Origin of the sequence: Pseudomonas lini (assembly GCF_964063345.1) — a bacterium.
GTDB lineage: Bacteria > Pseudomonadota > Gammaproteobacteria > Pseudomonadales > Pseudomonadaceae > Aquipseudomonas > Aquipseudomonas lini_B.
Window position 1 is genome coordinate 4,609,788 of sequence record NZ_OZ061318.1, and the last position, 27,000, is coordinate 4,636,787.

The following is a 27,000-nucleotide window of genomic DNA, read 5'->3' on the forward strand; positions in this document are numbered from 1 at the left end:
CAAGCCCGGCTCCCACAGGTTTTGTGTTATTTCGGTGATTTCGTGTCAGGCCTCTAGGCCAAGGATGTCACGGGCCACAGCTTCTGCAATCCGAATCCCGTCGACGCCCGCCGACAGAATCCCGCCCGCATAACCCGCGCCTTCACCGGCCGGGAACAAGCCCTTCACGTTCAGACTCTGCATCGACTCGTTACGGGTAATCCGCAGCGGCGATGATGTGCGCGTCTCGATCCCGGTCAACACCGCGTCGTGCAGCGAGTAGCCACGAATCTGCTTCTCGAACGCTGGCAAGGCTTCGCGTATCGCTTCGATGGCGAATGCCGGCAAGGCCAGGGCCAGATCGCCCAAGGCAACGCCCGGTTTGTAGGACGGCTCGACGCTGCCCAATTCGGTCGACGGTTTGCCTGCAATGAAGTCACCGACCAATTGTGCCGGTGCTTCATAGTTGCTGCCGCCCAACACAAAGGCGTGGGATTCCAGGCGTTCCTGCAACTCGATGCCAGCCAGTGGGCCACCTGGATAATCGACTTCCGGGGTGATCCCGACGACGATCCCGGAGTTGGCGTTGCGCTCGTTACGCGAGTACTGGCTCATGCCGTTGGTGACCACGCGGTTCGGCTCGGAGGTCGCCGCCACTACGGTGCCGCCCGGGCACATGCAGAAGCTGTAGACCGAACGACCGTTGCTGGCGTGGTGCACCAGTTTGTAATCGGCAGCGCCGAGTTTCGGGTGCCCGGCGTATTTGCCCAGGCGCGCGCGGTCGATCAGCGATTGTGGGTGCTCGATGCGGAAACCCACCGAAAACGGCTTGGCCTCCATGTACACGCCACGGCCGTGGAGCATGCGGAAGGTGTCCCGCGCGCTGTGGCCGAGGGCCAGAATTACGTGTTTCGAATGGATCTGCTCGCCGCCATTGAGCTCGACGCCGACCAGTTGGCCGTCCTCGATCAAGACGTCAGTGACGCGTTGCTGGAAGCGCACTTCGCCGCCCATGGCGCGAATCTGCTCACGCATGTTTTCCACAACACCGGTCAGACGGAATGTACCAATGTGCGGTTTGCTGACGTAGAGGATTTCTTCCGGCGCGCCGGCCTTGACGAACTCGTGCAAGACTTTGCGACCGATGAATTTCGGGTCCTTGATCTGGCTGTAGAGCTTGCCGTCGGAGAACGTACCCGCGCCGCCTTCACCGAATTGCACGTTGGATTCGGGGTTGAGCACGCTTTTGCGCCACAGGCCCCAGGTGTCCTTGGTGCGCTGACGCACTTCGGTGCCACGTTCGAGAATGATCGGCTTGAAGCCCATCTGCGCCAGCAGCAGGCCGGCGAAGATTCCGCATGGGCCGAAACCCACGACGACAGGACGTTGCTCAAGATCAGCCGGCGCCTGGCCGACTACTTTGTAGCTGACATCCGGCGCCACGTTGACGTTACGGTCATCGGCGAATGTGTGCAGTACCGACGCCTCATCGCGAACGTTGAGGTCGATGGTGTAGATGAAGCACAGTTCGGAGGACTTTTTGCGCGCATCGTAGCTGCGCTTGAACAAGGTGAAATCGAGCAGGTCATCACTGGCGATGCCCAGGCGCAGCACGATGGCAGGGCGCAGGTCTTCTTCGGGATGGTCGATCGGCAACTTGAGTTCGGTGATTCGTAACATGACGGGATCCGGTTCGCGGGGCGCACAACTGCGCCAAGGCGTGTGAAGCCCGCGATTATAAGCCCCAAAGAATGATTCCCGTGAGGCTAAAACGATCAGTCGTTACGCGATCCGCCGAAATACCCACAGCCGCGTTGCACCTGGCCATCGATGCGCAGCTCGGCGCTCATGTGCTGCACGCTGCCGCTGCTGCTGTCGACGCAGCGTTGCGGCGCGACCCAGAGCTCGATGCGCTGGTTATTGGCTTCGGTGCTGAGGTTGAAGCGACCATCGCCCAGTTGCTCTTCAACGTACGGCAGGGCCAAGGGTGGCTGACCGGCGCGGTCGATGACCATGCCTTTGCCACTGACTTTGACGTTCCATTCAGGACCATGGCCGGCGGCACGCAGTATCAGCAGTTTGAAATTGGGATCGTCGCACGCCGTACCTGAGCGCTCGACGCGGTATAGCTGCCCCAGATCGAGCCGGCTATCGGCACCATTGGCGATCCGGCCACGTACGTCGGCAAACAACTTGCCCTGATCATCGGCCAGGGTTGCGGCCTCTTGCAGGACGCTGGTGCCGCCGGTGTCGTTGACCACATAACTGCGCTGCTCATTACACGGCTGAAACAGTAACTTGCCGTCGGCCGCCGTCAACTGGCCTTGCATACGGGTCTGGCCCACATGGGAGGCACTTTCGCGCGGGCCATCCAGCAACTGGCAGGCGGCGAACAGCGGAAGCAGGGCAACAAGCACCATGGAACGGGCAACACGCATCTTTTAGTCTCCAGACAAGTGTCGCCACGTTACTCAGGCAAGCCTGTGATCACAAGGCTTGTGTGCAAGGGATTGAGTTGCCAGGTGCGTCACAGCATAGTGGCGCACTTGTCCAGGATCGGGCTCCATTTTGCATGAACCAACACCTGTCTATTTTCCCCAAACGTCTGTATGCACTGGATGCACTGCGCGGTATCGCGGCATTGGCAGTAGTGTTCTGGCATTGGCAGCACTTCTTTTTTCAAGGGGCGTTACCGGGTCCACTGCAGATTGAACAGCAACCTTTTTACAATGCGTTCTCATTGTTTTATCGGCACGGTGGCGATGCGGTTGCGTTGTTTTTCAGCCTGTCCGGGTTCATCTTTTTTTGGCTATTCGGTCATGCGGTGGCGCAGCGGGAGCTGACTGGAAAACAGTTTTTCATCGAGCGTTTCAGCCGTATCTATCCATTGCATCTGGCAACATTCGTCAGCGTTGCGCTGTTGCAGATGGTCTACACGCGGTATACGGGAAACGCTTTTGTTTATCCGTTCAACGATCTCTATCACGGCGTGTTGAATGTTCTTCTCGCCCCTGCGTGGGGATTGGAGCAAGGCTGGTCATTCAACGGCCCGGCTTGGTCCATCTCTATTGAAGCGATGCTGTACGCCGCTTTCTTCCTGCTGTGGCGTTATTCGCCCCATCCAGCATTGATCAGCGTTTTATCGATCGCTGTGGCCGCTTACCTGTTTCCATCGCACTACAAAATCACCTTGGGAGTGTTCAGTTTTTTCTGCGGTGGCATTGGCTACCTATTGGTGACGTGGTTGCTGCAACGGGCACCCGCCCGTTGGGCAGGAAGTAGTTTGGCGATAGGTTGTGTAACCGGGTGGTGGCTGTTCGGCGCCGATCAGCCGTTGATCAAGTTTGCGCTGTTGTTTCCACTGACGATCATGGCCATTGCAGCCTGTCATCAGTTGCTGGAACCGGCCGCCCGGCGCTTGGCTTGGTTGGGCGATATCAGCTATGCCTCTTATTTGCTGCACTTCCCCCTGCAAATCATCGCCGCGCTGCTTGCCGATAAATTCTTCCCGGGGCGTAGCGTCTTTTATCAGCCGTGGACGTTGCTGCTGTTCTTCGCGGTACTGATCGGGACCAGTCTGTTGTGCCATCGCTTGTTCGAACGACCGATGCAGCAGTGGCTGAGACAGTTCGGGCGCGAGCGCCTGGCGAGCGGCGAAATCGCTCGCCAGTAACGTCGCAAAAGGGTGTTTAGCCGACGCGGTAAGTCTGGCCGGTCTGTAAGCCTTCTACGCTTTTGGCGTAGGCCAGCGCCACTTCGGCGGCGGGAACCGGTTTGAAACCACGGAAGTACGGGGCGTAGCTACCCATGGCTTCCACCAGCACGTTCGGGCTGACCGAGTTGATGCGCAAGCCACGCGGCAGTTCGATCGCTGCAGCGCGGACGAAGCTGTCGAGGGCGCCGTTGACCAGGGAGGCCGAGCTGCCGGTACGAATCGGATCGTGGCTGAGGATGCCGGTGGTGAAGGTGAATGATGCACCGTCATTGGCGAATTCCCGGCCGATCAGCAGCAGGTTGACCTGACCCATCAGCTTATCCCGCAAGCCGAGCTCGAAGTCTTGTTCGGTCATGGTCGCCAGCGGCACGAAGTTGACGCTGCCAGCGGCGCAGATCAACGCATCGAAGTTGCCGGTCTGTTGGAACAATTTGCGGATCGAGGCACTGTCACTGATGTCGACCTGAAACTCACCGCTTTTACGGCCGATACGGATGATTTCGTGGCGCTGGGACAGTTCATGGTCAATCGCCGAGCCGACGGTGCCAGAGGCGCCAATCAAAAGAATTTTCATCGTGCTGTACCTGAATGGGTTGGATTGAAATTCAAGTTTAGAGTGGTTTTTTCCATTGATAAGCGTGCTAATAGGCAACCTTTGGTTTTCAAATGGAAACAATCCATGAGCGAGATGGATGACCTGGCGGCGTTTGCGGTGTTGATTGAAGCAGGCAGTTTCACCTTGGCAGCCCAGCAATTGGGTTGCAGCAAAGGCCAATTGTCCAAGCGCATCAGCCTGCTGGAGATGCGTTTTTCGGTGGTGTTGCTGCAACGCACCACTCGACGTTTGAGTCTGACGGCAGCGGGCGCGGCGCTGTTGCCGCAAGCCCAGGCGCTGGTGATTCATGTCGAGCGAGCGCGTCAGGCCTTGGCGCGATTGAAAGACGACATGGCTGGCCCGGTGCGGATGACGGTTCCGGTGTCATTGGGGGAAAGCTTCTTTGACGGCGCACTGCTGGAGTTTTCCCGGCAGTACCCCGAGGTGCAGATCGAACTGGAGCTCAACAATCACTACCGCGACCTGTCCCGGGACGGTTTCGACCTGGCGATCCGTTCGGAAGTGGCCAACGATGAACGCCTGGTCGCCCGACCGCTGTTGGCCTGGCACGAGATGACCTGCGCCAGCCCTGCGTACCTTGAGCGATTCGGTGAACCACTGACGCCTCAGGCCCTGGCGGAACACCGCTGCCTGCTCAACAGCCATTACAGCGGTCGCGAAGAATGGCTCTATCACCAACAGCACGAGTTACTGCGGGTGCGGGTGTCGGGGCCGTTCGCCAGCAACCATTACAACCTCTTGAAGAAAGCCGCGCTGGCGGATGCGGGCATTGCGCGTTTGCCGTCCTATTTGTTGCAAGAGGAATTGGCTGACGGGCGTTTGAGATGGCTCCTGCGCGATTATCAGACTCGCAGCATGCCGATGTACCTGGTGCACCCGTATCAGGGTGGTTTGCCGAAACGCACCCAAGTGCTGGCGGATTATTTGATGGGTTGGTTCAAGCGTAGCGGCGAGGCATTGGATCGGCTTCAACGATAGCGTCTCACCACGCAACCCTGTGGGAGCGGGCTTCTGTGGCGAGGGGGCTTGCCCCCGTTCGGCTGCGAAGCAGTCGCAAAGCTTTTGGGGCCGCTTCGCGACCCAACGGGGGCAAGCCCCCTCGCCACAGAAGCTCGCTCACACAGTGGGGCTTCATTGTCTGGAGTGGGCGTAACGCTTGGCAATCAGATGATCAATCGACAACTTGCCCGGCCCGGTCGCCATCAAGTACAGCAACACCGCCGCCCAGGTGCCGTGAGTCGGATAGGCATCTGGGTACACGAACAGCTGAATAGTCAGCGTCATACCCAGCAGTGCCACCGCCGAAAAACGTGTGGCGAAGCCGATCAGAATCAGCACTGGAAAGAAATGCTCGGCGAAGGCCGCCAGGTGCGCCGCCAGTTCCGGGGAGAGCAGTGGCAGGTGATATTCGCTCTGGAACAACGCAATAGTCGAGTCCGCCAGCCTTGGTACGCCGAGTTGAAAGGTGCCGTCGATCAAGTCAATGGCCAGACCTTCCACCTTGGTTTGCCCGGACTTCCAGAACACCGCGGCAATGGAAAAGCGCGCGATAAAGGCGATCAGGCTGTGGGGGATTTTTTCCAGCAGCGCGATGACGCGGGCGATGGGGTTCCGATGGGTGTTCATGGCGATACCTGATTGTGGTGAAAATGGGTGATGACGTTGTGGCTGATCAGCAGCGCCAGGGTTTGGCTGAGGTCGAAGGCGGGCGCTGTCTCTAACGCTTGGGTCAAGGATTGGCCGTTTTGCAGGTGCTGAATGAAGGTACTGGCGCCGTGGTCGATGGCGAAAACCTCAACCTCCAGACCATTGCGCAACACCAGCGCGTTTTGCCCGTGGTCGAGGTCGATTCCGGCCAGCGTCGCGTCCTGTTGATGCGCCGCCCAGATCGCAACCACGGTGAAGGCTGAAGTCAGTAGATTCAGGGAGGGATGAAACCCCACCGTCAGCTCGCTCAGCGCCTGCGGGTCCGACAGCGCGGCAGCGATCTGCTCATGGCTCAGGGGCTGCGCGTCGGCGGCGTGATAGGCCTGAACGCGCAAGCGCTCCAGCCGTGCCATATCGGCCAGATAAGGCACGCTGGCTGCCGGTTCAAAGCTGTCGATGAACTCGGCGAAGTCCTTGCCGTAATCGTTGATGAGTGGGCCTTGAGGCGGGCAACGCTGCACATACAGCCCGGCCATCGCCCGAAAGAATTCATCGCCCACCAACTGCGAAACCACGGGGTAACTGTCGGCCAGGGCATTGATCAGCGAACTCTGCACATTGTTGCGATACACCGCGAAACGGCTGGCGGGATCGGCGCCATTGGCACTGAGCAAACCATCGGGGCAGGGCCGTTGCGGATCGAGCAGGGCGGCGGCAAACGCGGCTTGAGTGCTCATTGCCGGCCCCCCGCGTAATGCAGCAACTCATCGGCCTGACGGGCTTCGGCATGCAGCACGCTGAAGGCCGGTAACTGGTTATCGCGCTCGATCAACGTGGCGATCGGGCCAATTCGCTCCAGCACCTGCCTGTACAGCGCCCACACCGCGTGATCGATGGGCGCGCCGTGATCGTCGATCAGCAGACGGTCGCCGAGGCTGTCCGTATCTTCGGCGAACCCGGCCAGATGAATCTCTCCCACCGCATGCAGCGGCAGCGCGTCGATGTAGGCCAGTGGATCTCTTTGATGATTGATGCAGGAGACGTAGACGTTGTTGACGTCCAGCAGCAGGCCGCAGCCAGTGCGGTGAATGACTTCGCTGATGAAGTCGGCTTCATCGATTGTCGAGCGCTGAAACGCCAGATACGTCGCCGGGTTCTCCAGCAACATCGGACGTTTGAGGGTGCTCTGCACCTGATCGATGTGCTCGCAGACGCGGTTCAGCGTCGGCGCATCGTAGGCCAGGGGCAGCAGGTCATTGAGAAACACCGGGCCATGGCTGGACCAGGCCAGGTGTTCGGAAAAGGATTGGGGTTGATAGCGTTCGATCAGTACGGCAAGCCTTTGCAGGTGCTGACTATCCAGCGGACCGTCGGCACCAATGGACAGGCCAACGCCGTGCAACGACAGCGGATATTGCTCGCGGATCAACCCCAGAAAATGATGAAACGGGCCGCCGGCAACCATGTAGTTTTCGGCGTGGACTTCGAAGAAACCGATGTCCGGTTGTGCACCGAGCACTTCACGAAAGTGCTCGGTCTTGAGCCCCAGCCCGGAGCGGGGCGGGAGCCCGGAAGATGAATGGTTCATGGTCGACACTCAGGCTGGGTTCTGATTACGACTTGGCTTTGTAGGCTTCCATCTGGCCGAAACCGGTTGGCGAGGTTTTGCTCATCGTGGTGGCGCAGGTGCCTTTAGGGACGAGTTTCCAGGCATTGGCCTGGTAGTCGGTTTTTGCGGTACCGGCGCAAGTAGTGCCAGCGCCTGCGGCGCAATCGTTCTTGCCTTTCATGGCCACGCCGAAGCATTTTTCCATGTTGGCGTCAGCGGCATGGGCAGTGGAGACAGCGGCAATGCTCAGGGCAGAACCGAGGGCCAGAACCAGGGCGGTGGCGGACAGGGTGCGGGTGGTAGCAGTCATGATGTTTCTCCGAAATTGAGCTTGGATTGGCAAGCGTTTGTGCTTGCTTACTGCTCTAGAGAAACGACAGGGTGATGCGTTACAGCCTCAACGAAAAAAACTCAAAAAAATACTTCATTGTTATCAGGTTTGTGCCAGGCATAAAAAAACGGCCGCGAAGGCCGTTTTTTTGTTTACCGCCAAGGCTCAACCACCAAGATACGCTTCGCGCACTTTCGGGTCGGTCAACAGCGCTTCACCTGTCCCTGTCATCACCACCCGGCCGTTTTCCAGCACGTAGGCACGGTCAGCGATTTTCAGGGCCTGGTTGGCGTTTTGCTCCACCAGAAACACCGTTACACCGTCCTTGCGCAGTTGTTCGATGATGTCGAAGATCTGCTGGATGATGATCGGTGCCAGGCCCAGCGATGGCTCGTCAAGCAGCAACAGCTTGGGCTTGCTCATCAGTGCACGGCCGATGGCGAGCATTTGCTGTTCACCGCCCGACATGGTGCCGCCGCGCTGGGCGAAGCGCTCTTTCAGGCGTGGGAAAAGTCCGAGGACCTTGTCCATCTGTTCCTGATAGTCGCCCTTGTCGGTGAAGAATCCGCCCATGGCGAGGTTCTCTTCCACGGTCAGACGGGCAAACACCCGACGACCTTCCGGGACCACGGCGATGCTTTTACGCATGATCTGCGACGAGTCCTGGCCGACGAGCTCTTCGCCCATGTAGCGGATGCTGCCGCTGTGGGCTCGCGGCGAACCGCAGAGGGTCATCAGCAAGGTCGACTTGCCGGCACCGTTGGCGCCAATCAGGGTCACAATCTCGCCCTGGCGGACTTCGACGTTGACGCTGTGCAGTGCCTGGATCTTGCCGTAGAAGGTGGAAACGTTTTCGAACTGCAGCATTTACGCTTCCCCCAGGTAGGCTTTGATCACTTCAGGATTGTCGCGGATCTGTTCCGGCGTGCCGTTGGCCAGAGGCGTGCCCTGGTTGATCACGACGATGTGGTCGGAAATGCTCATGACCAGTTTCATGTCGTGTTCGATCAGCAGCACGGTGACGTTGTGCTCTTCACGCAGCATGCCGATCAGCGCCTTGAGGTCTTCGGTTTCCTTCGGGTTCAGGCCGGCGGCCGGTTCGTCGAGCATGATGATCCGTGGGCGGGTCATCATGCAGCGAGCGATTTCCAGGCGACGTTGCTGACCGTAGGCCAGCGTGCCGGCCGGACGGTTGGCGAACGCCTTGAGGTTGACCTTGTCCAGCCAATACTCGGCGAACTCCATGGCCTCGCGCTCACTCTTGCGGAACCCCGGGGTCTTGAACAGGCCAGCCAGGAAGTTGGTGTTCAGGTGACGGTGCTGGGCGATCAAGAGGTTCTCGACCGCGGTCATGTCCTTGAACAGCCGCACGTTCTGGAAGGTACGTACCACGCCTTTGAGGGCGATCTTGTGGCCGGGCAAGCCTTCGATCGCTTCGCCGTCCAGCAGGATGCTGCCGCCGCTCGGTTTGTAGAAACCGGTCAGGCAGTTGAACACGGTGGTCTTGCCGGCGCCGTTGGGGCCGATCAGTGCCACGACCTGTTTTTCCTTCACGCTCAGGGCTACGCCGTTGACCGCGAGCAAGCCGCCGAAGCGCATGCTCAGATTTTCTACTTTCAGGATCTCACGGCTCATTTGCGCAGCTCCGCTCTTAATTTAAGTTCGGGGCGTTGCATCGGCAGCAGACCTTGAGGACGCCAGATCATCATCAGCACCATCAAGGCGCCGAACATCAACATGCGATATTCACTGAACTCACGCATCATTTCCGGTAACAGGATCATCACCGTAGCGGCGAGCACAACGCCCAGTTGCGAGCCCATGCCGCCCAACACCACGATGGCGAGGATGGTCGCCGATTCGATGAAGGTGAAGGATTCAGGTGTCACCAGGCCTTGGCGCGCGGCGAAGAAGCTACCGGCGAAACCGGCGAACGCAGCACCGAGGGTGAAGGCCGACAGCTTGATGATCGTAGGATTGAGACCCAGCGCACGGCAGGCGATTTCGTCTTCACGCAGCGCTTCCCAGGCACGGCCCAGGGGCATGCGCAGCAGACGGTTGATGACGAACAGGGCGAACAGCGACAACAACACCGCGATCAGGTAAAGGAAGATCACCTTGTTTACCGGGTTGTAGGTCAGGCCGAAGTACTCGTGGAAGGTCTGCAGTCCGTCTGCGGCAGTTCTATCGAAGGTCAGTCCGAAAAGCGTTGGCTTGGGAATGTTGCTGATGCCGTTCGGGCCGCCGGTGAGGTCGGTCAGGTTACGCAGGAACAGCCGGATGATTTCACCGAAACCCAGGGTCACGATGGCCAGGTAGTCACCGCGCAAACGCAGTACCGGGAAGCCGAGCAGGAAGCCAAACGTGGCCGCCATCATCCCGGCGATCGGCAGGCAGATCCAGAAGCTCAGGCCATAGTAGTGCGACAGCAGCGCGTAGCTGTAGGCGCCTACGGCGTAGAAACCGACGTAACCGAGGTCGAGCAGGCCGGCCAGGCCGACCACGATGTTCAGGCCCAGGCCGAGCATCACGTAGATCAGCACCAGGGTAGCGATGTCCACCGCCCCGCGGGAGCCGAAGAACGGCCACACCAGTGCACCGATGATCAGCGCAATGATGATCCAGCGCTGGGTGGTCGGCAGGGTCAGGAAGGTACTGGCCTTGGCCGGCATCACCGGCAGGTTGGGCGAGGCTTTCCAGGCCGAACTGATTTGCTGGTCGAACAGCACCCGCAGGAACATCAGCACCGAGCATACGGCGATGGTGATCAGCGTTGCAGTACTGGTGCCATGGACTTCGAGGTTGATGCCGACAATAGTCAGTTTCAGACCGAGTACCGGGTAGGCAACAGCCCACACCAGCAAGGCGCTGAACAACGCCTGTTTAAGATTCCTAGTCATACTTTTTCAACCTCCGGACGGCCCAACAGGCCGGTTGGCCGGAACAACAACACCAGGACCAATAGACCGAACGCCACGACGTCCTTGTACTGGTCGCCGAAGATATCGGCACCAAAGGCTTCCGCCACCCCAAGCACCAGCCCGCCGAGCATCGCGCCGGGGATGCTGCCGATACCGCCCAATACGGCTGCGGTGAAGGCCTTGAGGCCGACCAGGAAACCGGCGTTCGGGTTGATCACGCCGTATTGCATGCTCAGCAGCACGGCCGCGATGGCCGCCAGTGCGGCACCGATGACGAAGGTCAGGGCGATGATGTTGTTGGTGTTGATACCCAGGAGGTTGGCCATCTTGATGTCTTCGGCACAGGCGCGGCAGGCGCGACCCAGACGAGAACGGGAGATGAACAGCGTCAGGCCGAGCATGGCGACCAGGGTCACCACGAACACCACGATTTGCATGTAGGAAATCAGCACTTCATGTGCGCCACCTGGCCCAATGGCGAAATTGCCGGGAATCAGGTTGGAGATGGATTTGTCCTTGGAGTCTTGCGCCAGCAGAACCGTGTTCTGCAGGAAGATCGACATGCCGATGGCGGAGATCAGCGGGATCAGACGGTTGCTGCCGCGCAGGGGGCGGTAGGCAATCCGTTCGATGCTGTAACCGTAGGCACTGGTAACGACGATGGTCGCGATGAAAGCCGCGGTCATCAATAACGGGACACTCTCGAGTCCCAGCATAGCCAGCCCGGCGATGGCGATGAACGCCACGTAAGAGCCAATCATGTACACCTCGCCGTGGGCGAAGTTGATCATTCCAATGATGCCGTAAACCATCGTATAGCCGATGGCGATCAGGGCATACGTGCTGCCAATGGTCAGACCATTAACCAGCTGTTGGAAAAAGTGATAGATGTCAGGCATTACAGCGCTCCTAAAAACCTGATACGCATTTCACTGGTGGAGTCATTTTCCCGCTCGAGCCCCATGGATCTGCATCCACTTCGAATTCGAGGTTTGCCAGCGAACCGCTGATGACGGTTTTGAGATTTTCAGGTGGGGAGACTGGCGGATCACGCCAGCGCGGCCCAATACGTTCGTAAAACAAAGCCCACGGCACGCCGTGGGCTTTATTGGCAGTCAGTCAGGCAAGGCCTTACTGAGGCGAAACTTCAGTTTTAGGTTTGCCGAAGTGCCACTGGTAAACCACGAATTTGAAGTCCTTCAGGTCGCCCTTTTCGTCGAAAGACAGGTCGCCGGTCGGGGTTTTGAACGTGCCTTTGTGGATGGCTTCAGCCACTTTGGCGGTGTCTTCGCTCTTGGCGGCCTTGATGCCTTCGGCGATGACTTGCACAGCCGAGTAGGACGGGAACACGAACGGACCGCTCGGGTCTTCTTTCTTGGCTTTGAACGCGTCAGCCAGGGCGATGTTGGCCGGATCCTGGTCGAAGGATTTCGGCAGGGTCACCAGCAGGCCTTCGGAAGCTTCCTTGGCGATCTGCGAAATGGAGTCGTTGCCCACGCCTTCCGGACCCATGAACTTGGCTTTCAGGCCTTTTTCCTGGGATTGACGCAGAAGCAGACCCAGCTCCGGGTGGTAGCCGCCGTAGTAGACGAAGTCGACGTTGGCTTGCTTGAGCTTGGAGACCATCGAAGAGAAGTCTTTGTCGCCGGCGTTGATGCCTTCGAACACGGCAACCTTGATGCCTTTGCCTTCCAGGGTTTTCTTCACGGCGCTGGCGATGCCTTCACCGTATTGCTGTTTGTCGTGCAGCACGGCAACGATTTTTGGTTTGACGTGGTCGGCGATGTAGTTACCAGCGGCAGGGCCCTGGGCGCTGTCCAGACCGATGGTGCGGAACACCATTTTATAACCACGGGAAGTGATGTCCGGGCTGGTGGCAGCCGGGGTGATCATGATCACGCCTTCATCTTCGTAGATGTCGGACGCCGGTTGAGTGGAGCTGGAGCACAGGTGACCAACCACGAACTTGACGCCGTCGTTGACGACTTTGTTCGCGACAGCAACCGCTTGTTTTGGATCGCAGGCATCGTCGTATTCAACGGCTTCAAGCTTCTTGCCATCGATGCCGCCCTTGGCGTTGATTTGTTCGATGGCCATTTTGGAGCCACTGAACTGCATGTCGCCGTATTGGGCTACAGGGCCGGTTTTAGGGCCGGCGATGCCGATCTTGATGGTGTCAGCGGCGAACGAATGGCTGGCAACCCCGGCCAGAACCATAGCGGCAAACAGTTTTGAAATCTGCTTAGTAGCCTTAGTCATAGTGCTCCACTCTTACTGTTGTAGTTTTTATAGTCCTGGCGCCGTAGCAGCAGAACCGGGTCAGATATCGTCGATATCCTCCGGAAAATGCCCCCGGCAACTGTACCGGTACAGTGTAGAGCGCCGATTGTTAGCCTGGGAAGCTGGCGCCAGGGGGCAAAACCTGAGGGTGTCGCTTTATTGAAAGAAAAAGACAGAATCACGGCGGGATGTTAGCTGGCTAATACTTGATTCAGCAGCATTCCTTGGCTTTCCTACGTTTTTCAATCGGTAACGCAATTGCATCCGGGTTTTTCTGGCGCAATACCGACGTTATCATTCACGTCGATTTTCTTTGCGGACAGAAACCCATGACTCAAGAACCTAGCACCCTCTATGCCAAGCTGCTTGGTGAGACCGCATCTATTACCTGGAAAGAGTTGGAGCCGTTCTTCGCCCGGGGTGCCCTATTGTGGGTCGCTCCAGGCCTGGATTTGATCGCTGCGGCAGAAGCAGTGGCAACCGATGAAGGCGAGAAAGTCGCTGCCTGGCTGGCCGCCGACAAGGTCGCCAAGCTGTCTGAAACGCGGGCGCTGGATCTTTTCGAACGCGATCCGGAGCTGTGGGCCGTGGTGGTTTCGCCGTGGATTCTGATCCAGGAAAGGGCGACGAGCTGAATGCTTGCACTTGATTGGTGCGCTGGTTTGCCAGTTAAAAGTGTGTAGGCGAGTAGCGTGATGGCATGTTGCCGTAGAGAAAGGCCACAGAAGGGTCTTGGCGAGGGTGACGTAAACGTAACGGGAACAGTTTATTGAGCAGCCGATGGGCTGCTTAATTGTTTCTGGATGTTGGGATTTGTGGTGAATTTTACGCCGCCATCGCGGGCAAGCCCGCTCCCACAGGTACTGCGTTTTTTCAAAGAGTACGCAGTCCTTGTGGGAGCGGGCTTGCCCGCGATTGGGGTCAGTGCGGTTTAAGCGGTCTTACCCGTATGGTTATTCAAAGAAATAACCTTGGTCTTGCCAATCCGGTGACGGTAAATCTCGCGCAGATACTTGATCGCCTTCTTCACGCAATCCCGAGAGAGGCGGATGTCATTGATCGAGACAAACTTGTCCTTGTCGTTGATCAGCTCACGGTACTTCTTCTCGTACATCGGTTTGATCGCGTACCAGTTGGTATCGAGGATCTTCGCCGGGTTTTCGAATTCGTTGAGCAGTTCGTCGATGCGGTCTTCGTCGAAGTCTTCATGGATGATGAAGTCCAGGATCGAGTTATCCAGTGTCTCGTCGAAGCGATACGGGTTTTTCGCGAAGCAGCGCTTGATGAAGGCGACGATCAGGGTCAGAAAGTCGTCCGACAGGCACGGGCTCTTGGCAATCAGGGTGGTTAGCGACAGGTTGGCCGAGGCGCCGATCACTAGCGCATAACGCTTGAGCGTGGTGTTGGGGAACAGGCTGTTGAGATGCGTCTTCAACCGGTTCAGGTCCATGTAGGACAGCTTGTAGTCTTTGGGCAAGGACACAATCGACACCACCGACGAGCAATTCTTGAAGAAGTGCAGGTCGTGCAACGCGGCTGCGTCATAGCCGGAATTCTTGTACTGCTCAAGCGAGGCGCGATAGCGCTTGGACTCGATCGGCAACAGGCTGATGCCTTCGATCGCCTGGGTGACCTTGTTGAAGTGCGGCAGGTCGATCGAACGGAAGAACAGATCGTCGATGTTCAGGCGCTGTGGCTCTTTCTCGAACACTTTGAACTTGTCGCTGCTCGGCGGCGGAGTTTCCGGCACCACGGATTCGGCGTAGGCAATCGCCACCGGGCCGGCCAGGCTCATGAACAGGTCGTTGGCGTCTAGCCGAATGGTTTCGCCGATGTCGATGCCGGCGCGACGGAAATAGTTCTGGTCGTAGTCGGTGGTGACCGCCTGCGCCGTCAGAATGTTGAAGATCTGCTGTGAGATGTACTGGTTGGCATGCTTTTCCATGGCATTGACATCAATGTTCTGGATGTTGCCGTCATCGCTTTCTTCGGCATAACGCATGATGTCGTTGGAGATCAGCATCATCGCGTTCCATGGGCGGATACGGCCCATGACGCTGGCTTCGCTGCTGTCTTCATTGGCGAAGTTGTAGGAGAAGTCCCACTCTTCCGACAGATATTTGCACAGCAGACGGCCGGCGTTGATGTGCAGCGCCTCGGACATTTCGCTGCGGTGATCGGAAATGTTCGGCAGTACGCAAATGCCGCTGGTGAAGATCGGCTCGAAGACGAAGGAATGACCGCTCTTGCTGTCGTGCTCGTCCATCGGTTTGGTGTCGAACGTCTTGTTCATGTACGAGTGCTGCTGGGCCAGGCCGAACTCCGAGGCCATGCCCGAACCGGTACCGCCGCCAGCGCTGAAGATCGAGAAATACAGGCGCGACTGGTTGGCCTTGATCCCGCAGCTGTCGATCAGGTACGAGTGAATCATCTTCCAGTCAGGGCTGGAGAACCGCTGGGTGTCCTTGTTCAGGATGATCTTGGCCAGGTACTGGCCGAGGATCGGCGCGTTACCGGCGCCACCGGCGTGGACTTCCGACAAGTCCATGATTTTCATTTTGCTGTAGTCGCGCAAAAAGCCGCTTTTTTCGCCCTTGCGCGAGAAACGGATGCGGCCGGCGATGTCTTTGTCCAGGTCGCCGAGCATCACCAGCGGCTCGACCAGGAACACCGGTTTGCTGGCCTTGTTCGACCCCAGGCGCAGGTTGTTGCGGATCCACTGCGCCGGGCTGTAGCCCTTTTCGGCGTAGCGTTTTTCCGGCGACAGGCGGTCTTCGTTGTTGAATTCGTTGAGGTAGAACTTGCGGGCGTTGTACACCAGTTCCGCCACGTCCAGCGCGATGTTCGAACCGCAGCGGCCCAGGCCGATCAGGCACACCGACGGGAATTCCTGATCGCTGTGTTGTTCGCTGTCGCCTTCCAGATGGGGCGGGCGCGGGAACACCATGTCGCGCAGGCCGTCGAGGTTATCGAGAATGCGGTCGGTATTGGTTTCGGTGAAGTACAGGTATTGCTGAGTCGCCAGCGGACGCGACGGGGTCAATGGCTTCGACGATGAGGGGCTGTTCGCCGCGGGGCTCAGGGTCAGGTCGGATACCGCGGTGGCCGGATTGTTTTTAGAAGTCATTGTGCGCCATATACCTGGACTGGTCGGCTCGGCGACAAGTGTCATCGAGTCATCACGGAATGAGATCTCGCGTCTTTTTGCAGCGCGAATGTGGCCCAAGCGTCAGGGCTTGGGCCTGAGCATCGCTGGGGGAATCCTTTCCTTAATCATGATGAATCGGCCAATATTCGATGATCTTTAATCAAAAAGAGGCTAAATGATGGCAGCGTTACCTTCGCTGGGGTTTGCCGGTATCGGCCTGATGGGTTTGCCAATGTGCCGACGCCTGTTGGCGGCGGGTTATCCGCTGACGGTGTGGAACCGCAACCCCGACAAGTGCGTAGCGCTGGTCGAGGCCGGAGCACGGCAAGTGGCGACACCGGCCGAATTGTGTCAGCACGCTGATGTGGTGATGCTGTGTCTGGCTGACACTGCCGTTGTACGTGAGGTGGTGTTTGGCCCGGCAGGCGTTGCCGAGGGGGCGAAAAGCGGCCAGTTGCTGGTGGATTTTTCCAGCCTGGAACCCACCGCGACGCGGGAAATGGCAAGCGCATTGGCCAGTAAAACCGGTATGAGTTGGCTCGATGCGCCAGTGTCCGGCGGGGTGGTCGGTGCCGAGGCCGGCAGCCTGGCGATCATGGTCGGTGGCGAAGCGGCAGACCTTGAGCGCGTGCGGCCGGTGTTGTTGACCCTTGGCCTGCGCGTGACCCACATGGGCGCCGTCGGTGCGGGGCAGGTGACCAAGGCCTGCAATCAGATGATCGTGGCCTGCAATGCCTTGGTCATTGCCGAAGTGGTGGCCCTGGCCGAGCGTTCCGGGGTCGACGCACGCCTGATCGCCGAAGCGTTGGCCGGTGGTTTTGCCGATTCAAAACCCTTGCAGATTCTCGCGCCGCAAATGGCCGAAAGCCGTTTCGAACCGGTGAAATGGCACGTGCGCACGCTGCTCAAGGACCTCGACACCGCCGTGAAATTCTCCCGCGAACAAGGCTCGGCCACACCGATCAGCGGATTGGCCGCACAACTGATGCGCCTCCATGGGGGGCAGGGGTTCCTGGAAAAGGATCCGTCGACGCTAGTGCAGCTATACCGCGAGCCAGACTCAGAGGATTGACGGTGTGCATGTGCTTGCGCTGATTGATTTCGGCCAGCACCGGACGCAACTCGGCCAGCGGCACCGGACGACTGAGCAGGTAGCCCTGAACGAAATCGCAGCCGTGGCGTTCAAGAAAGTCGTATTGCTCGAAGGTTTCAACGCCTTCAGTGACGACCTGTAAATGCAGGGTGTGGGCCATGACGATGATGGCCTGGACGATTTCCATGTCCTGGGTGGCCTTGGGGATGTCCTGAATGAACGAGCGGTCGATCTTCAACGTGTTTAATGGCAGGCGCCTGAGGTAGGCCAGGGATGAATAGCCGGTGCCGAAGTCATCGATCGACAACGAGACTCCGAGGGCGCGAATCTGCCGCAGCAATACCAGGGTGTTGCTGATATTGCCCATCAACGCATTCTCGGTGACTTCCAGTTCCAGCCGGTGTGGCGCCACCCCGAAGGCGTGCAGGGCGTGTTCGATTTCATTGGCCAGTTCTTCTCGCGCCAGGTTCAGGGGCGAGCAATTCACCGCGATTTTGAGTTCTTCGCAATCGTGTCGGGACAGTTCGCCCAAGTCCTCGCAGGCCTTGCGCAGCACCCAGTTGTCCAGGTCGGCGATCAGGCCATTGGCTTCGGCAATGGCGATGAACCGATCCGGCGTGAGCAATCCGTGAACCGGATGCTGCCAGCGAATCAGTGCTTCAAGTTTGGTGACCTGGCCGATTCTCAGGTCATAGATGGGTTGGTAATACAGCATCAACCCGGTGTTTTCGCGCAGGGCGTGGCGCAATTCCTCTTCGAGTTGCAACTCCAGGGTGGCGCGGGTTTTCAGGTTTGAACTGAAAAAATGCAGGGCATTGCGACCGCAGTCTTTGGACTGGTACAGCGCCAGGTCGGCGTTTTTCAGCAGTTCTTCACAGGTCTTGCCGTCTTCCGGAAACAGGCTGATGCCGATGCTGGTGGTCATGACCATGCGCCGTCCGGACAACTCGATGGGCTCCTTCATTTTCAGCATGATGCGCTGGGCCATTTGCCGCGCTTCTTCACGGTCGTACAGGGTGATGAGGATGCAGAATTCGTCGCCTCCGAAGCGCGCCACCACGTCTTCGTGACTGCGTACCGAAGCCTTGATGTGGCCGGCCAGGACTTTGAGCAATTCGTCGCCGGCGTCATGGCCGAGGCTGTCATTGATTCGCTTGAAGTGGTCGATGTCGAGGAACATCACCGCCAGCATGCCGCCTTCGTTGGTTTTCTCAATGAGTTTCTCGGCGAAGATCTGGTTGAAGCCTCGGCGGTTGATCAGGTTGGTCAGGGGGTCGTAGTGCGCCACTTGTTGCAGCGACATGCGTGCCTGATCCAGTTGACTGAGCAGAGCGTTGACCCGCTGCAGGTCATGCTCCTTGTGTTGCAGCTTTTTGTCTGCCAGGGCAGCGCTGATGCTGCTGCCGATGATCAGCAGCGTCATCACCGCCACCGTCAACCCCAGTTGCAGGTGATTATTGTCGCTGGGCAGCGGCTGAAGGCTGCCAGCGGGCAGCACCAGGTTGAATGCCGCCATGCCGGTGAAATGCATGCTGACGATGCCGGCCCCGAGCACCAGGCTGGCGGTGTATTTGAGCAATTGATGAAACACGCCGGCGCCATCGCGCAGGTGACTGGAAATCAACAGGGCGGCCAGGCTGGCACCGATGGCGATCACAATGGAAAGCACGAACAGCACGGGTTGGTAGTAGGCCATCGCATTCGATCGCAGGGCGGCCATGCCCACGTAATGCATGGTTGCGATGCCCAGGCCGATCCACACCGCGGCCCGCAGGTATTGCCAGAAATTCAGCTGAGGATGGCTGAGGGTGTGCATGGCCAGCCACGAGGCGGTCAGGGCGAACAACAGCGAGAGCAGGGTAGTGGGCAGGTGGTAATGGATTTCGATCGGCGCCTGGAACGCCAGCATGCTGATGAAATGCATGGCCCAGATACCGCCTGCCAGGCACCCGGCACCGACCCAGCGCCAGAGTCGTTGGGAGGCGGATTTTTCCACATGACCGACCCGCTCGGTCATGTCCAGCGTGGCGAAGCCAGCCGCACAAGCGACCAGATAAGCCAGCAACACCAGAAAAGGGTTATGGGTGCAATTGAGTATGACCTGCCCGCTCTCCGGTAGCCCGGTCATGAAATGCAAACCAAGCCACTCCATAGCATGCCCCATCTCTGAATCATCCTGCGCCATGTACGCTGGCGAATGCTTGCAGTATAGAGGCCTTGCATGGAGCGCAAGAGGTGGTGGCATATTAGTGCCAATGTTTTTGGAATGGCTTTTAGAACGATTGGAAATAAATTGTTTCATGGCCCGCATGGGTGGCCATAGAGGGGTATCAGGATTACGAATAATTACAGACAGCGCTGGCGGGCCTGACTAGATTGACGGTTCCGGGCTCGATGCGTTGGCAGTGAAGCCCCAATAACAATAAAGAGACGGACCCATGCAGAACTCGACCCAAGCGGCGAATGCCTGGCGCATTCTGTTCCTGCTGTTCCTGGCCAACCTGTTCAATTTCTTCGACCGCACCATTCCAGCCATCATCATCGAGCCGATCCGCATGGAATGGCACCTCAGCGACTTTCAACTGGGGATCATCGGGACCGCATTCACCATCGTTTACGCCATTGCCGGCCTGCCCCTGGGGCGATTGGCCGATACCGGTTCGCGCAGCAAGTTGATGGGTTGGGGGCTGGCAGCCTGGAGCGGGCTGACTGCGGTCAACGGGCTGGTGGGCAGTTTCTGGAGTTTTCTGATCGTGCGCATGGGCATCGGCATCGGTGAAGCCAGTTATGCACCGGCCGCCAACTCGCTGATCGGCGATTTATTCCCGGCTCATCGTAGGGCGCGGGCCATGGGGATTTTCATGCTTGGCCTGCCGCTGGGGTTACTGCTGGCGTTTTTCACCATCGGCTGGATGGTCAAGGCGTTCGACAGCTGGCGCGCGCCGTTCTTTATCGCGGCAGTGCCGGGGCTGATCCTGGCGGTCTTCATGTTCTTCATTAAGGAGCCGAAACGCGGTGCGGCGGAAAGCGTGCAAGTGTCTCAGGAGCGCGTAGACCGGCCGATCCGTCGAGTGCTGGCGGTGCCGACTTTCCTGTGGCTGGTGATGGCGGGGCTGTGCTTCAACTTCGCCACTTATGCCTGCAACTCGTTTCTGGTGCCGATGCTGCAGCGCTATTTCCTGATGCCGTTGCAGGACGCAGCAGTGGCCACCGGGGTGATCGTCGGGGTGACCGGGTTGTTCGGCCTGACGCTTGGCGGCTGGATAGCCGACAAGATTCACCAGCGTGTGGCCAATGGGCGGCTGCTGTTCGCGGCGTTCAGCCTGATCATTTCGACCGTGTGCACCGCCTGGGCGCTGCACGCTGGACGCATTGAGATCGGGGTATTTGTTGCGGTGTTCAGCTTGGGTTGGTTGTTCGCCTACAACTTCTATACCTGCGTGTACACGGCGATCCAGGACGTGGTCGAACCGCGCCTGCGGGCCACGGCGATGGCGTTGTTTTTTGCCGGTCTGTATTTGTTGGGTGGCGGATTGGGGCCGGTGGTGGTGGGCGGATTGTCGGATCACTTTGCCCATAGCGCGATGCTCTCGGCGGGGGCCGAACAGATGAACGAGGCGTACAAGGCTGTCGGCCTGCATGACGCGATGTATCTGATCCCGGTGGCATTGTTCTTTACGATGGTGTTTCTGTTTTTGGCCTCGCGGTGTTTTGTAAGGGATGCGAAGCGGATGAAGGAAGGGTTGGTGGCGGTGGTTGAGCCTGTGGGGGCTGCGGCGACTGCTTAACCGCCATCGCGGGCAAGCCCGCTCCCACAGGGCTTCGGGTGAATATAAACTTTGTGAGCAACCGAGATCATTGTGGGAGCGGGCTTGCCCGCGATGAGGCCCTCAGAACACCGCAACAATCAAGCAGACAAAAAAAGGCCCGCATCGCTGCGGGCCTTCTTTTATAGCGGTGGAGGAGGGTTGTTAACCCGCCACCAACACCCGAATCGCTTCCAGTCGCAGCGCAGCCTTGTCGAGCATGGCCAGGCCTTGCTCGCGTTGCTTGCGCAGGGCAACCAGTTCGCTGTCGCGCACGGTCGGGTTGACCGCTTGCAACGCGGTCAGGCGTGCCAGTTCTTCGTCGGTATCCGCCGCCAGACGACGTTGCGCCTCGGCCACGCGCTCGGCGTGACGCGGGGTGATCTTCTCTTCGCCGGCGTTGATCCGTGGCGTCAGCTGATCGCGCTGGGCCTGGATGAACTTGTTGGCGCTGGCGCGGGGCACGCTTTCCAGTTGATCGTTCAGGGTTTCGAACGACACTCGGGTCGACAGATCATTGCCGTTGGCGTCGAGCAGGCAGCGCAGGGCGGCCGGCGGCAGGTAACGGCCCAGTTGCAGCGAACGCGGGGCAACCACTTCGCTGACGTAGAGCAGTTCCAGCAGCACGGTGCCCGGTTTCAGCGCCTTGTTCTTGATCAGCGCCACGGCGGTGTTGCCCATCGAGCCAGACAGGACCAGGTCCATGCCGCCCTGAACCATCGGGTGTTCCCAGGTGATGAATTGCATGTCTTCGCGAGACAACGCCTGGTTGCGGTCGTAGGTGATGGTTACGCCTTCGTCGTCGCCCAGCGGGAAGCTGGCGTCGAGCATTTTTTCGCTTGGCTTGAGGATTAGCGCGTTTTCCGAATGGTCTTCGCTGTCGATGCCGAAGGCGTCAAACAGGGTTTCCATGTAGATCGGCAGGGCGAACTGATCATCTTGTTCGAAGATGTCCTCGACCAGCGCATCACCTTCGCCAGCGCCGCCGGAGTTGAGTTCCAGCAAGCGGTCGCGTCCGGTGTGCAGTTCAGCTTCCAGACGTTCACGTTCGGCGCGGGCTTCGTCGATCAGCGCTTGCCACTCACCATCGTCGGCGGTTTCCAGCAGCGGCAGCAGGCGCGGGCCGAACTGATGCTGCAAGGCGTTGCCGGTCGGGCAGGTATTGAGGAACGCGTTCAGCGCTTCGTGGTACCACTGGTACAGCCGTTCTTGCGGGCTGGTTTCCAGGTACGGCACGTGCAGTTCGATGATGTGCTTCTGACCGATCCGGTCGAGACGACCGATACGCTGCTCCAGCAGGTCCGGGTGCGACGGCAGATCGAACAGCACCAGATGGTGCGAGAACTGGAAGTTGCGACCTTCACTGCCGATTTCCGAGCAGATCAGCACCTGAGCGCCGAATTCTTCGTCGGCGAAGTAGGCGGCGGCGCGGTCACGCTCGAGGATGTTCATGCCTTCGTGGAAGACCGTGGCGGGAATGCCGGAACGTACGCGCAAGGCGTCTTCCAGGTCCATGGCGGTTTCGGCGTGGGCGCAGATCACCAGCACTTTGGTGCGCTTGAGCATTTTCAGGGTGTCGATCAGCCACTCGACACGCGGGTCGAATTTCCACCAGCGCTCTTCTTCGTTGGCATCCGGCTGGGCCTGGAAGCTGACTTCCGGGTACAGCTCGGCGTGATCGCCCAATGGCAGTTCGAGGTATTCGGCCGGGCACGGCAGCGGGTACGGGTGCAGTTTGCGCTCCGGGAAACCCTGCACGGCGGCGCGGGTGTTACGGAACAGCACGCGGCCGGTGCCGTGACGGTCCAGCAATTCGCGGACCAGACGGGCGCTGGCTTCGGTGTCGCCATCATTGACGGCGGTCAGCAGGGCTTCGCCTTCGTTGCCGAGGAAACCGTGAATGGTCTTGTGCGCTTCAGGCGACAGGCGCCCTTTGTCCAGCAACTCCTGAACGGCTTCGGCCACCGGGCGATAGTTTTCGCTCTCGGCGCGGAAGGCGTGCAGGTCATGGAAACGGTTCGGGTCGAGCAGGCGCAGACGGGCGAAGTGACTGTCCTGGCCCAGTTGTTCCGGGGTCGCGGTCAGCAGCAATACGCCGGGAATGACTTCGGCCAGTTGCTCCACCAGTGAGTACTGAGGGCTGACCTGGTCTTCGTGCCACACCAAGTGGTGCGCTTCGTCGACCACCAGCAAATCCCAGCCGGCCGCGAACAACGCGTCCTGGGCCTTTTCGTCGTCCACCAGCCATTCGAGCGCAACCAGTGCAAGCTGGGTGTCTTCGAACGGGTTGGCGGCATCGCTTTCGATGAAGCGTTCTTCGTCGAACAGCGCGACTTGCAGGTTGAAGCGGCGGCGCATCTCCACCAGCCACTGGTGTTGGAGGTTTTCCGGCACCAGGATCAACACGCGATTGGCGCGGCCCGAGAGCAGTTGGCGATGGATCACCAGACCGGCTTCGATGGTCTTGCCCAGGCCCACTTCGTCTGCCAGCAGAACGCGTGGCGCGATGCGGTCGGCGACTTCACGGGCGATGTGCAATTGGTGCGCGATCGGTTGCGCCCGCACGCCGCCCAGGCCCCAAAGGGAGGATTGCAACTGGCGGCTGGTGTGTTCCAGGGTGTTGTAGCGCAGGGAGAACCAGGCGAGCGGGTCGATCTGTCCGGCGAACAAACGGTCGCTGGCCAGACGGAACTGAATGAAGTTCGACAGTTGGGTTTCCGGCAGGGTGACCACTTCGTTCTGCGCGTTGAGGCCGTGGTAGACCAGCAGGCCATCGACGTCGTCGACTTCCTGGACGGTCAGTTTCCAGCCTTCGAAGTGAGTGATGCTGTCACCCGGCGAAAACCGCACGCGGGTGAGGGGCGCATTCCGTAGCGCGTACTGGCGGGTCTCGCCAGTGGCCGGGTAGAGCACGGTCAACAAGCGGCCGTCCTGTGCCAGAACGGTGCCCAAACCCAGCTCGGCTTCGCTGTCACTGATCCAGCGTTGCCCCGGTTGATACTGCTGCGCCATGCTGCCTGACTCCCACCTTGAAAAAGCGGGCTATCTTAACGGAATGAGCCTTCAGGACCAAAGGATTACATGCGCGCGCTGAGGGCGGATGCGAACTTTTCGGGAGATGAAGATCAAAAGATCGCAGGCTGCGCCAGCTCCTACGGTGCCAAGTGGATTACAAGTTTGCGACCGATGGCTCAAGTCGCCATTCCCGCAGCCGACAGCCTGCTGACAGGAGACTAATAATATGCTGCCACCGATGCTCCCCTTGAGCGCCGTACCGATCACTTCACAGCAGGATCCGATTCGCCAGCGCCCGGATATTCCGCCCGTGGTGCCGGTGCAGGAAAGCTCCAACGAAAGCACCATCGACCTGCAAAAGCGCGATCCGGAAGAGGCAGGCCTGCAACTGCGCGAGGAACAGCGTCGGCAGCAGGAACGGGAACGGCGCCGTCGTGAGGCCGATGAAGATCCCGAAGAGCACCTGGCGATTCCCGGTAATGAGCTCAATGCTGACAACACCGTACCGGTGGTGCCGTTGATGGAGGATCAGCCACGTCAGGGATTGTGGGTCGATATTGAAATCTGAAGTGTCGGATGACTGGTAAGCGCCCGCGCCAGACCGCATTATTCGCGTAATCCTGTCGCCTTTACCGGCAGTTGAATTCATTTCCAAGCGATGCACTGAACGCCATGAGCCAAGATGACAAGCTGATCGACCTCAACACCGAACGCGCCAAGCGGGTTCATGACCTTAATGAAAAGCGCCTGAACGAAGTGCGCCAGGCGTTCGAGCAGGCGATGCCGTTGGGCAAAGCGAAGAAAAAGCCGAAGAACAAACCGAAAAAGCGTTGAAACACCCTGCATCGGTTGATGCAGGTCAGTTATTTCCCTTCCTTTTACGCCTGTCTCGGGCGGCATTGATCCCGGTCAATTTTCTCTCCTGCCCGATTGGTTAACTTAGCCCCATCGCAACACGGCAAGTGCAGGAGGCTAGTCATGTTTTTCGACAACGTGGTGATCGCCGGAGTGCTGACAGTCGGCCTCATGGTTCTGTTTTTTGCAGGGTTTGGATTTTTTATCTGGAAGGATTCGCATAAGCGGAAATAACCGTAGGTCTTTCTGGAGCAATGAGCACGCAAGGCATTTTGGGCGACTTCGGTCGCCCTTTTTTTTGTCTGTAGTTTTCTATCAGAGTGCGCAGAACCAGTGTGGGAGCGAGCCTGCTCGCGATGACAGTGTCCGGCGCGATGAAAATGTTGACTGATTAGCCGCTATCGCGAGCAGGCTCGCTCCCACAGTCGATCGGTTGTGTAGCTAAAATTGCGGCAATAAAAAAGGCGCGAACCTCACGGAACGCGCCTTTTTCAGTAGCGGTGTATCAGCTACCCAGTGCCTTCGACGCCAGCCAGAACAGGCCGGCCGACAGGGCCACGGTGGCGGGCAGGGTCAAGACCCAGGCCAGCAGGATGGTTCTGACGGTGCCGCCTTGCAGGCCGCTTTTGTTGGCGACCATGGTACCGGCCACGCCTGAAGACAGGACGTGGGTGGTGGAAACCGGCAGGCTGAAGATGTTGGCCAGACCGATCATGCACGCTGTGGTGATCTGCGCCGACATGCCTTGGGCATAGGTCATGCCTTGCTTGCCGATCTTCTCGCCAATGGTCAGTACCACGCGTTTCCAGCCCACCATGGTACCCAGCCCCAGTGCCAGTGCGACCGCCAGAATCACCCAGAACGGGGCGTATTCGGTGGTGGTGGTCAGGTCTTTGCGCAGCTTGTCCAGGTCTGCCTTTTCACGGGCTGCGAGGCCAGGCAACTTACTGACTTTCTTCGCCGTGTCGTCCAGGCAGAGCAGGTAACGACGCACTTCAATGCGGCTTTCCGACGGCAGCGAGTGGTAGTCGGCTACGCCTTTGAGAGTGTCTAGCAGGGCGGAGATGGTCGGCTCGGTCTGTTGCGGGTTGCAACGGAATTTTTCTGGCAGATCACCTTCCACGCTTTTGCCCAAGGCCAGGAATTCACCCAGCGTATCGGCATTGCGCTTGTAGAACTGGCTCAGGTGCAGGGTCGCATCGCGAGTCCGCTCGATCTGGTAGGTGGTGCTGTTCAGGTCGAGAACGAACTGCGCCGGCACGATACCGATCAGCACGAGCATGATCAGGCCGATACCTTTCTGGCCATCGTTCGAGCCGTGCACGAAGCTGACTGCCATCGCCGAAATCACCAGCACCAGACGGTTCCAGAACGGCGGGTGTTTCTTGTCGTCGATCTTGCGGCGCTGTTCCGGGGTCTTGTGCATCTTGGACAGCGGACGCCACCATTTAAGGCCGATCAGCACCAGGGCAGCGACCAGGAAGCCAGCCATCGGCGAGAACACCAGGGACGCACCGATATCGATCGCCTTCTGCCAGTTCACGCCATCGGCCAACGGAATATCGTTGATCAGGGCGTTGGCCAGGCCGACACCGAGGATCGAACCAATCAGCGTGTGGGAGCTGGAGGCGGGGATACCGAAGTACCAAGTGCCCAGGTTCCAGGTGATGGCGGCGGCGAGCAACGAGAACACCATGGCCAGTCCGTGACCGGTGTTCACATTGATCAGCAGTTCTACCGGCAGCAAATGGACGATGGCATATGCCACGCCCACACCGCCCAGCAGCACGCCGAGGAAGTTGAACACACCGGAAAAGAACACCGCCAGATGAGGCGGCATGGCTTTGGTGTAGATAACAGTGGCCACCGCGTTTGCGGTGTCATGAAAGCCGTTGATGAACTCGAACGCGAGGACAAAGGCCAGGGCGAGCAAGAGGCTCACAAGCACCCAAGCATCCAGTCCGCTGAATAAATCGATCATGAAG

Annotated in this window: 24 protein-coding genes; 8 read left to right on the forward strand and 16 right to left on the reverse strand. The window is 58.9% G+C overall.

From position 1 onward, the window contains the following. Nucleotides 1-45: 45 nt before the first annotated feature. A complete protein-coding gene (locus tag AB3226_RS20815) occupies nt 46-1,659 on the reverse strand; it encodes an NAD(P)/FAD-dependent oxidoreductase (RefSeq protein WP_367374422.1) in 1,614 nt (537 codons plus the stop codon). A 95-nt stretch (nt 1,660-1,754) separates the two neighbouring features. Continuing rightward, nucleotides 1,755-2,417, reverse strand: coding sequence for a COG3650 family protein (locus tag AB3226_RS20820; protein ID WP_367374423.1), 663 nt, complete (start codon nt 2,415-2,417; stop codon nt 1,755-1,757). Nucleotides 2,418-2,551: 134 nt separating this feature from the next. Between AB3226_RS20820 and AB3226_RS20825 the strand changes: the two genes are divergently transcribed. Beyond that, nucleotides 2,552-3,652, forward strand: a complete 1,101-nt coding sequence (locus tag AB3226_RS20825; RefSeq protein ID WP_367374424.1) for an acyltransferase family protein — start codon at nt 2,552-2,554, stop codon at nt 3,650-3,652. 16 nt (nt 3,653-3,668) lie between these two features. Here AB3226_RS20825 and AB3226_RS20830 read toward each other — a convergent pair whose 3' ends face one another. Further along, nucleotides 3,669-4,268 (reverse strand): short chain dehydrogenase, encoded by a 600-nt coding sequence (locus tag AB3226_RS20830; protein ID WP_007906681.1) that lies wholly within the window; start codon nt 4,266-4,268, stop codon nt 3,669-3,671. 105 nt (nt 4,269-4,373) lie between these two features. Here AB3226_RS20830 and AB3226_RS20835 point away from each other — a divergent pair, with 105 nt between their 5' ends. Continuing rightward, a complete protein-coding gene (locus tag AB3226_RS20835; RefSeq protein WP_367374425.1) occupies nt 4,374-5,288 on the forward strand; it encodes a LysR family transcriptional regulator in 915 nt (304 codons plus the stop codon). A 153-nt stretch (nt 5,289-5,441) separates the two neighbouring features. Here AB3226_RS20835 and AB3226_RS20840 read toward each other — a convergent pair whose 3' ends face one another. The 9 genes from AB3226_RS20840 to AB3226_RS20880 form a co-directional block, all read right to left on the reverse strand. Then, the gene (locus AB3226_RS20840) at nt 5,442-5,936 is read right to left on the reverse strand and encodes a DoxX family protein (RefSeq protein WP_367374426.1); all 495 of its coding nucleotides are present in this window, start codon (nt 5,934-5,936) and stop codon (nt 5,442-5,444) included. Then, nucleotides 5,933-6,694: a DUF2063 domain-containing protein gene (locus tag AB3226_RS20845; RefSeq protein WP_367374427.1), complete on the reverse strand. Its 762-nt coding sequence runs from the start codon at nt 6,692-6,694 to the stop codon at nt 5,933-5,935. The genes AB3226_RS20840 and AB3226_RS20845 overlap by 4 nt, the downstream gene beginning before the upstream one ends. Further along, nucleotides 6,691-7,545, reverse strand: coding sequence for a DUF692 domain-containing protein (locus AB3226_RS20850; RefSeq protein WP_367374428.1), 855 nt, complete (start codon nt 7,543-7,545; stop codon nt 6,691-6,693). Before AB3226_RS20850 ends, AB3226_RS20845 begins: the two co-directional genes overlap by 4 nt. Nucleotides 7,546-7,570: 25 nt before the next feature. Beyond that, nucleotides 7,571-7,876 (reverse strand): DUF2282 domain-containing protein, encoded by a 306-nt coding sequence (locus tag AB3226_RS20855; RefSeq protein ID WP_367374429.1) that lies wholly within the window; start codon nt 7,874-7,876, stop codon nt 7,571-7,573. A gap of 186 nt (nt 7,877-8,062) precedes the next feature. Further along, entirely contained in the window at nt 8,063-8,764 is a 702-nt protein-coding gene (locus AB3226_RS20860; protein WP_367374430.1) for an ABC transporter ATP-binding protein, read from the reverse strand. Further along, the gene (gene livG / locus AB3226_RS20865; RefSeq protein ID WP_367374431.1) at nt 8,765-9,532 is read right to left on the reverse strand and encodes a high-affinity branched-chain amino acid ABC transporter ATP-binding protein LivG; all 768 of its coding nucleotides are present in this window, start codon (nt 9,530-9,532) and stop codon (nt 8,765-8,767) included. It abuts the gene before it with no gap. Further along, nucleotides 9,529-10,797: a high-affinity branched-chain amino acid ABC transporter permease LivM gene (locus AB3226_RS20870; protein WP_367374432.1), complete on the reverse strand. Its 1,269-nt coding sequence runs from the start codon at nt 10,795-10,797 to the stop codon at nt 9,529-9,531. Before AB3226_RS20870 ends, livG begins: the two co-directional genes overlap by 4 nt. After that, on the reverse strand, nt 10,794-11,717 hold the full coding sequence (gene livH, locus AB3226_RS20875) for a high-affinity branched-chain amino acid ABC transporter permease LivH (protein ID WP_008005854.1): 924 nt from the start codon (nt 11,715-11,717) through the stop codon (nt 10,794-10,796). Before livH ends, AB3226_RS20870 begins: the two co-directional genes overlap by 4 nt. Nucleotides 11,718-11,949: 232 nt before the next feature. Continuing rightward, nucleotides 11,950-13,077, reverse strand: coding sequence for a branched-chain amino acid ABC transporter substrate-binding protein (locus AB3226_RS20880; protein WP_367374433.1), 1,128 nt, complete (start codon nt 13,075-13,077; stop codon nt 11,950-11,952). Between the two features lie 350 nt (nt 13,078-13,427). Between AB3226_RS20880 and AB3226_RS20885 the strand changes: the two genes are divergently transcribed. Beyond that, on the forward strand, nt 13,428-13,733 hold the full coding sequence (locus tag AB3226_RS20885) for a DUF2288 domain-containing protein (RefSeq protein ID WP_367374434.1): 306 nt from the start codon (nt 13,428-13,430) through the stop codon (nt 13,731-13,733). A gap of 296 nt (nt 13,734-14,029) precedes the next feature. On the opposite strand, the gene AB3226_RS20890 is transcribed toward AB3226_RS20885, so the two are convergent. Further along, nucleotides 14,030-16,225 carry a hypothetical protein gene (locus tag AB3226_RS20890; protein WP_367374435.1) on the reverse strand — a complete coding sequence of 732 codons (2,196 nt, stop codon included), beginning with the start codon at nt 16,223-16,225 and terminating at the stop codon, nt 14,030-14,032. A gap of 196 nt (nt 16,226-16,421) precedes the next feature. Here AB3226_RS20890 and AB3226_RS20895 point away from each other — a divergent pair, with 196 nt between their 5' ends. Next, nucleotides 16,422-17,318, forward strand: coding sequence for an NAD(P)-dependent oxidoreductase (locus AB3226_RS20895; protein ID WP_367374436.1), 897 nt, complete (start codon nt 16,422-16,424; stop codon nt 17,316-17,318). Here the strand turns inward: AB3226_RS20895 and AB3226_RS20900 are convergent. Next, nucleotides 17,209-19,491, reverse strand: coding sequence for a putative bifunctional diguanylate cyclase/phosphodiesterase (locus AB3226_RS20900; protein ID WP_367374437.1), 2,283 nt, complete (start codon nt 19,489-19,491; stop codon nt 17,209-17,211). The two genes, AB3226_RS20895 and AB3226_RS20900, sit on opposite strands and share 110 nt — an antisense overlap. A gap of 286 nt (nt 19,492-19,777) precedes the next feature. On the opposite strand from AB3226_RS20900, the gene AB3226_RS20905 reads away from it, so the two are divergent. Beyond that, a complete protein-coding gene (locus tag AB3226_RS20905; RefSeq protein WP_367374438.1) occupies nt 19,778-21,127 on the forward strand; it encodes a spinster family MFS transporter in 1,350 nt (449 codons plus the stop codon). 183 nt (nt 21,128-21,310) lie between these two features. Here AB3226_RS20905 and rapA read toward each other — a convergent pair whose 3' ends face one another. After that, nucleotides 21,311-24,157: an RNA polymerase-associated protein RapA gene (gene rapA / locus AB3226_RS20910; protein WP_367374439.1), complete on the reverse strand. Its 2,847-nt coding sequence runs from the start codon at nt 24,155-24,157 to the stop codon at nt 21,311-21,313. A gap of 229 nt (nt 24,158-24,386) precedes the next feature. Between rapA and AB3226_RS20915 the strand changes: the two genes are divergently transcribed. The 3 genes from AB3226_RS20915 to ccoM all read left to right on the forward strand — a co-directional run bounded on the left by AB3226_RS20915 (nt 24,387) and on the right by ccoM (nt 25,249). Further along, nucleotides 24,387-24,728, forward strand: a complete 342-nt coding sequence (locus tag AB3226_RS20915; RefSeq protein ID WP_052966937.1) for a hypothetical protein — start codon at nt 24,387-24,389, stop codon at nt 24,726-24,728. A 104-nt stretch (nt 24,729-24,832) separates the two neighbouring features. Further along, nucleotides 24,833-24,994 (forward strand): hypothetical protein, encoded by a 162-nt coding sequence (locus tag AB3226_RS20920; protein WP_007906621.1) that lies wholly within the window; start codon nt 24,833-24,835, stop codon nt 24,992-24,994. 144 nt (nt 24,995-25,138) lie between these two features. After that, a complete protein-coding gene (gene ccoM / locus AB3226_RS20925) occupies nt 25,139-25,249 on the forward strand; it encodes a cytochrome c oxidase subunit CcoM (RefSeq protein ID WP_277397045.1) in 111 nt (36 codons plus the stop codon). A gap of 271 nt (nt 25,250-25,520) precedes the next feature. Here the strand turns inward: ccoM and AB3226_RS20930 are convergent, their stop codons facing one another. Beyond that, on the reverse strand, nt 25,521-26,996 hold the full coding sequence (locus AB3226_RS20930) for an inorganic phosphate transporter (protein WP_367374440.1): 1,476 nt from the start codon (nt 26,994-26,996) through the stop codon (nt 25,521-25,523). Between the last annotated feature and the right edge of the window lie 4 nt (nt 26,997-27,000).

What these genes read in the sequence shown, in the direction of transcription:
- AB3226_RS20815 (WP_367374422.1), bottom strand. Translation starts at nt 1,659, where the DNA reads ATGTTACGAATCACCGAACTCAAGTTGCCGATCGACCATCCCGAAGAA.
- AB3226_RS20820 (WP_367374423.1), bottom strand. Translation starts at nt 2,417, where the DNA reads ATGCGTGTTGCCCGTTCCATGGTGCTTGTTGCCCTGCTTCCGCTGTTC.
- AB3226_RS20825 (WP_367374424.1), top strand. Translation starts at nt 2,552, where the DNA reads ATGAACCAACACCTGTCTATTTTCCCCAAACGTCTGTATGCACTGGAT.
- AB3226_RS20830 (WP_007906681.1), bottom strand. Translation starts at nt 4,268, where the DNA reads ATGAAAATTCTTTTGATTGGCGCCTCTGGCACCGTCGGCTCGGCGATT.
- AB3226_RS20835 (WP_367374425.1), top strand. Translation starts at nt 4,374, where the DNA reads ATGAGCGAGATGGATGACCTGGCGGCGTTTGCGGTGTTGATTGAAGCA.
- AB3226_RS20840 (WP_367374426.1), bottom strand. Translation starts at nt 5,936, where the DNA reads ATGAACACCCATCGGAACCCCATCGCCCGCGTCATCGCGCTGCTGGAA.
- AB3226_RS20845 (WP_367374427.1), bottom strand. Translation starts at nt 6,694, where the DNA reads ATGAGCACTCAAGCCGCGTTTGCCGCCGCCCTGCTCGATCCGCAACGG.
- AB3226_RS20850 (WP_367374428.1), bottom strand. Translation starts at nt 7,545, where the DNA reads ATGAACCATTCATCTTCCGGGCTCCCGCCCCGCTCCGGGCTGGGGCTC.
- AB3226_RS20855 (WP_367374429.1), bottom strand. Translation starts at nt 7,876, where the DNA reads ATGACTGCTACCACCCGCACCCTGTCCGCCACCGCCCTGGTTCTGGCC.
- AB3226_RS20860 (WP_367374430.1), bottom strand. Translation starts at nt 8,764, where the DNA reads ATGCTGCAGTTCGAAAACGTTTCCACCTTCTACGGCAAGATCCAGGCA.
- livG (WP_367374431.1), bottom strand. Translation starts at nt 9,532, where the DNA reads ATGAGCCGTGAGATCCTGAAAGTAGAAAATCTGAGCATGCGCTTCGGC.
- AB3226_RS20870 (WP_367374432.1), bottom strand. Translation starts at nt 10,797, where the DNA reads ATGACTAGGAATCTTAAACAGGCGTTGTTCAGCGCCTTGCTGGTGTGG.
- livH (WP_008005854.1), bottom strand. Translation starts at nt 11,717, where the DNA reads ATGCCTGACATCTATCACTTTTTCCAACAGCTGGTTAATGGTCTGACC.
- AB3226_RS20880 (WP_367374433.1), bottom strand. Translation starts at nt 13,077, where the DNA reads ATGACTAAGGCTACTAAGCAGATTTCAAAACTGTTTGCCGCTATGGTT.
- AB3226_RS20885 (WP_367374434.1), top strand. Translation starts at nt 13,428, where the DNA reads ATGACTCAAGAACCTAGCACCCTCTATGCCAAGCTGCTTGGTGAGACC.
- AB3226_RS20890 (WP_367374435.1), bottom strand. Translation starts at nt 16,225, where the DNA reads ATGACTTCTAAAAACAATCCGGCCACCGCGGTATCCGACCTGACCCTG.
- AB3226_RS20895 (WP_367374436.1), top strand. Translation starts at nt 16,422, where the DNA reads ATGATGGCAGCGTTACCTTCGCTGGGGTTTGCCGGTATCGGCCTGATG.
- AB3226_RS20900 (WP_367374437.1), bottom strand. Translation starts at nt 19,491, where the DNA reads ATGGAGTGGCTTGGTTTGCATTTCATGACCGGGCTACCGGAGAGCGGG.
- AB3226_RS20905 (WP_367374438.1), top strand. Translation starts at nt 19,778, where the DNA reads ATGCAGAACTCGACCCAAGCGGCGAATGCCTGGCGCATTCTGTTCCTG.
- rapA (WP_367374439.1), bottom strand. Translation starts at nt 24,157, where the DNA reads ATGGCGCAGCAGTATCAACCGGGGCAACGCTGGATCAGTGACAGCGAA.
- AB3226_RS20915 (WP_052966937.1), top strand. Translation starts at nt 24,387, where the DNA reads ATGCTGCCACCGATGCTCCCCTTGAGCGCCGTACCGATCACTTCACAG.
- AB3226_RS20920 (WP_007906621.1), top strand. Translation starts at nt 24,833, where the DNA reads ATGAGCCAAGATGACAAGCTGATCGACCTCAACACCGAACGCGCCAAG.
- ccoM (WP_277397045.1), top strand. Translation starts at nt 25,139, where the DNA reads ATGTTTTTCGACAACGTGGTGATCGCCGGAGTGCTGACAGTCGGCCTC.
- AB3226_RS20930 (WP_367374440.1), bottom strand. Translation starts at nt 26,996, where the DNA reads ATGATCGATTTATTCAGCGGACTGGATGCTTGGGTGCTTGTGAGCCTC.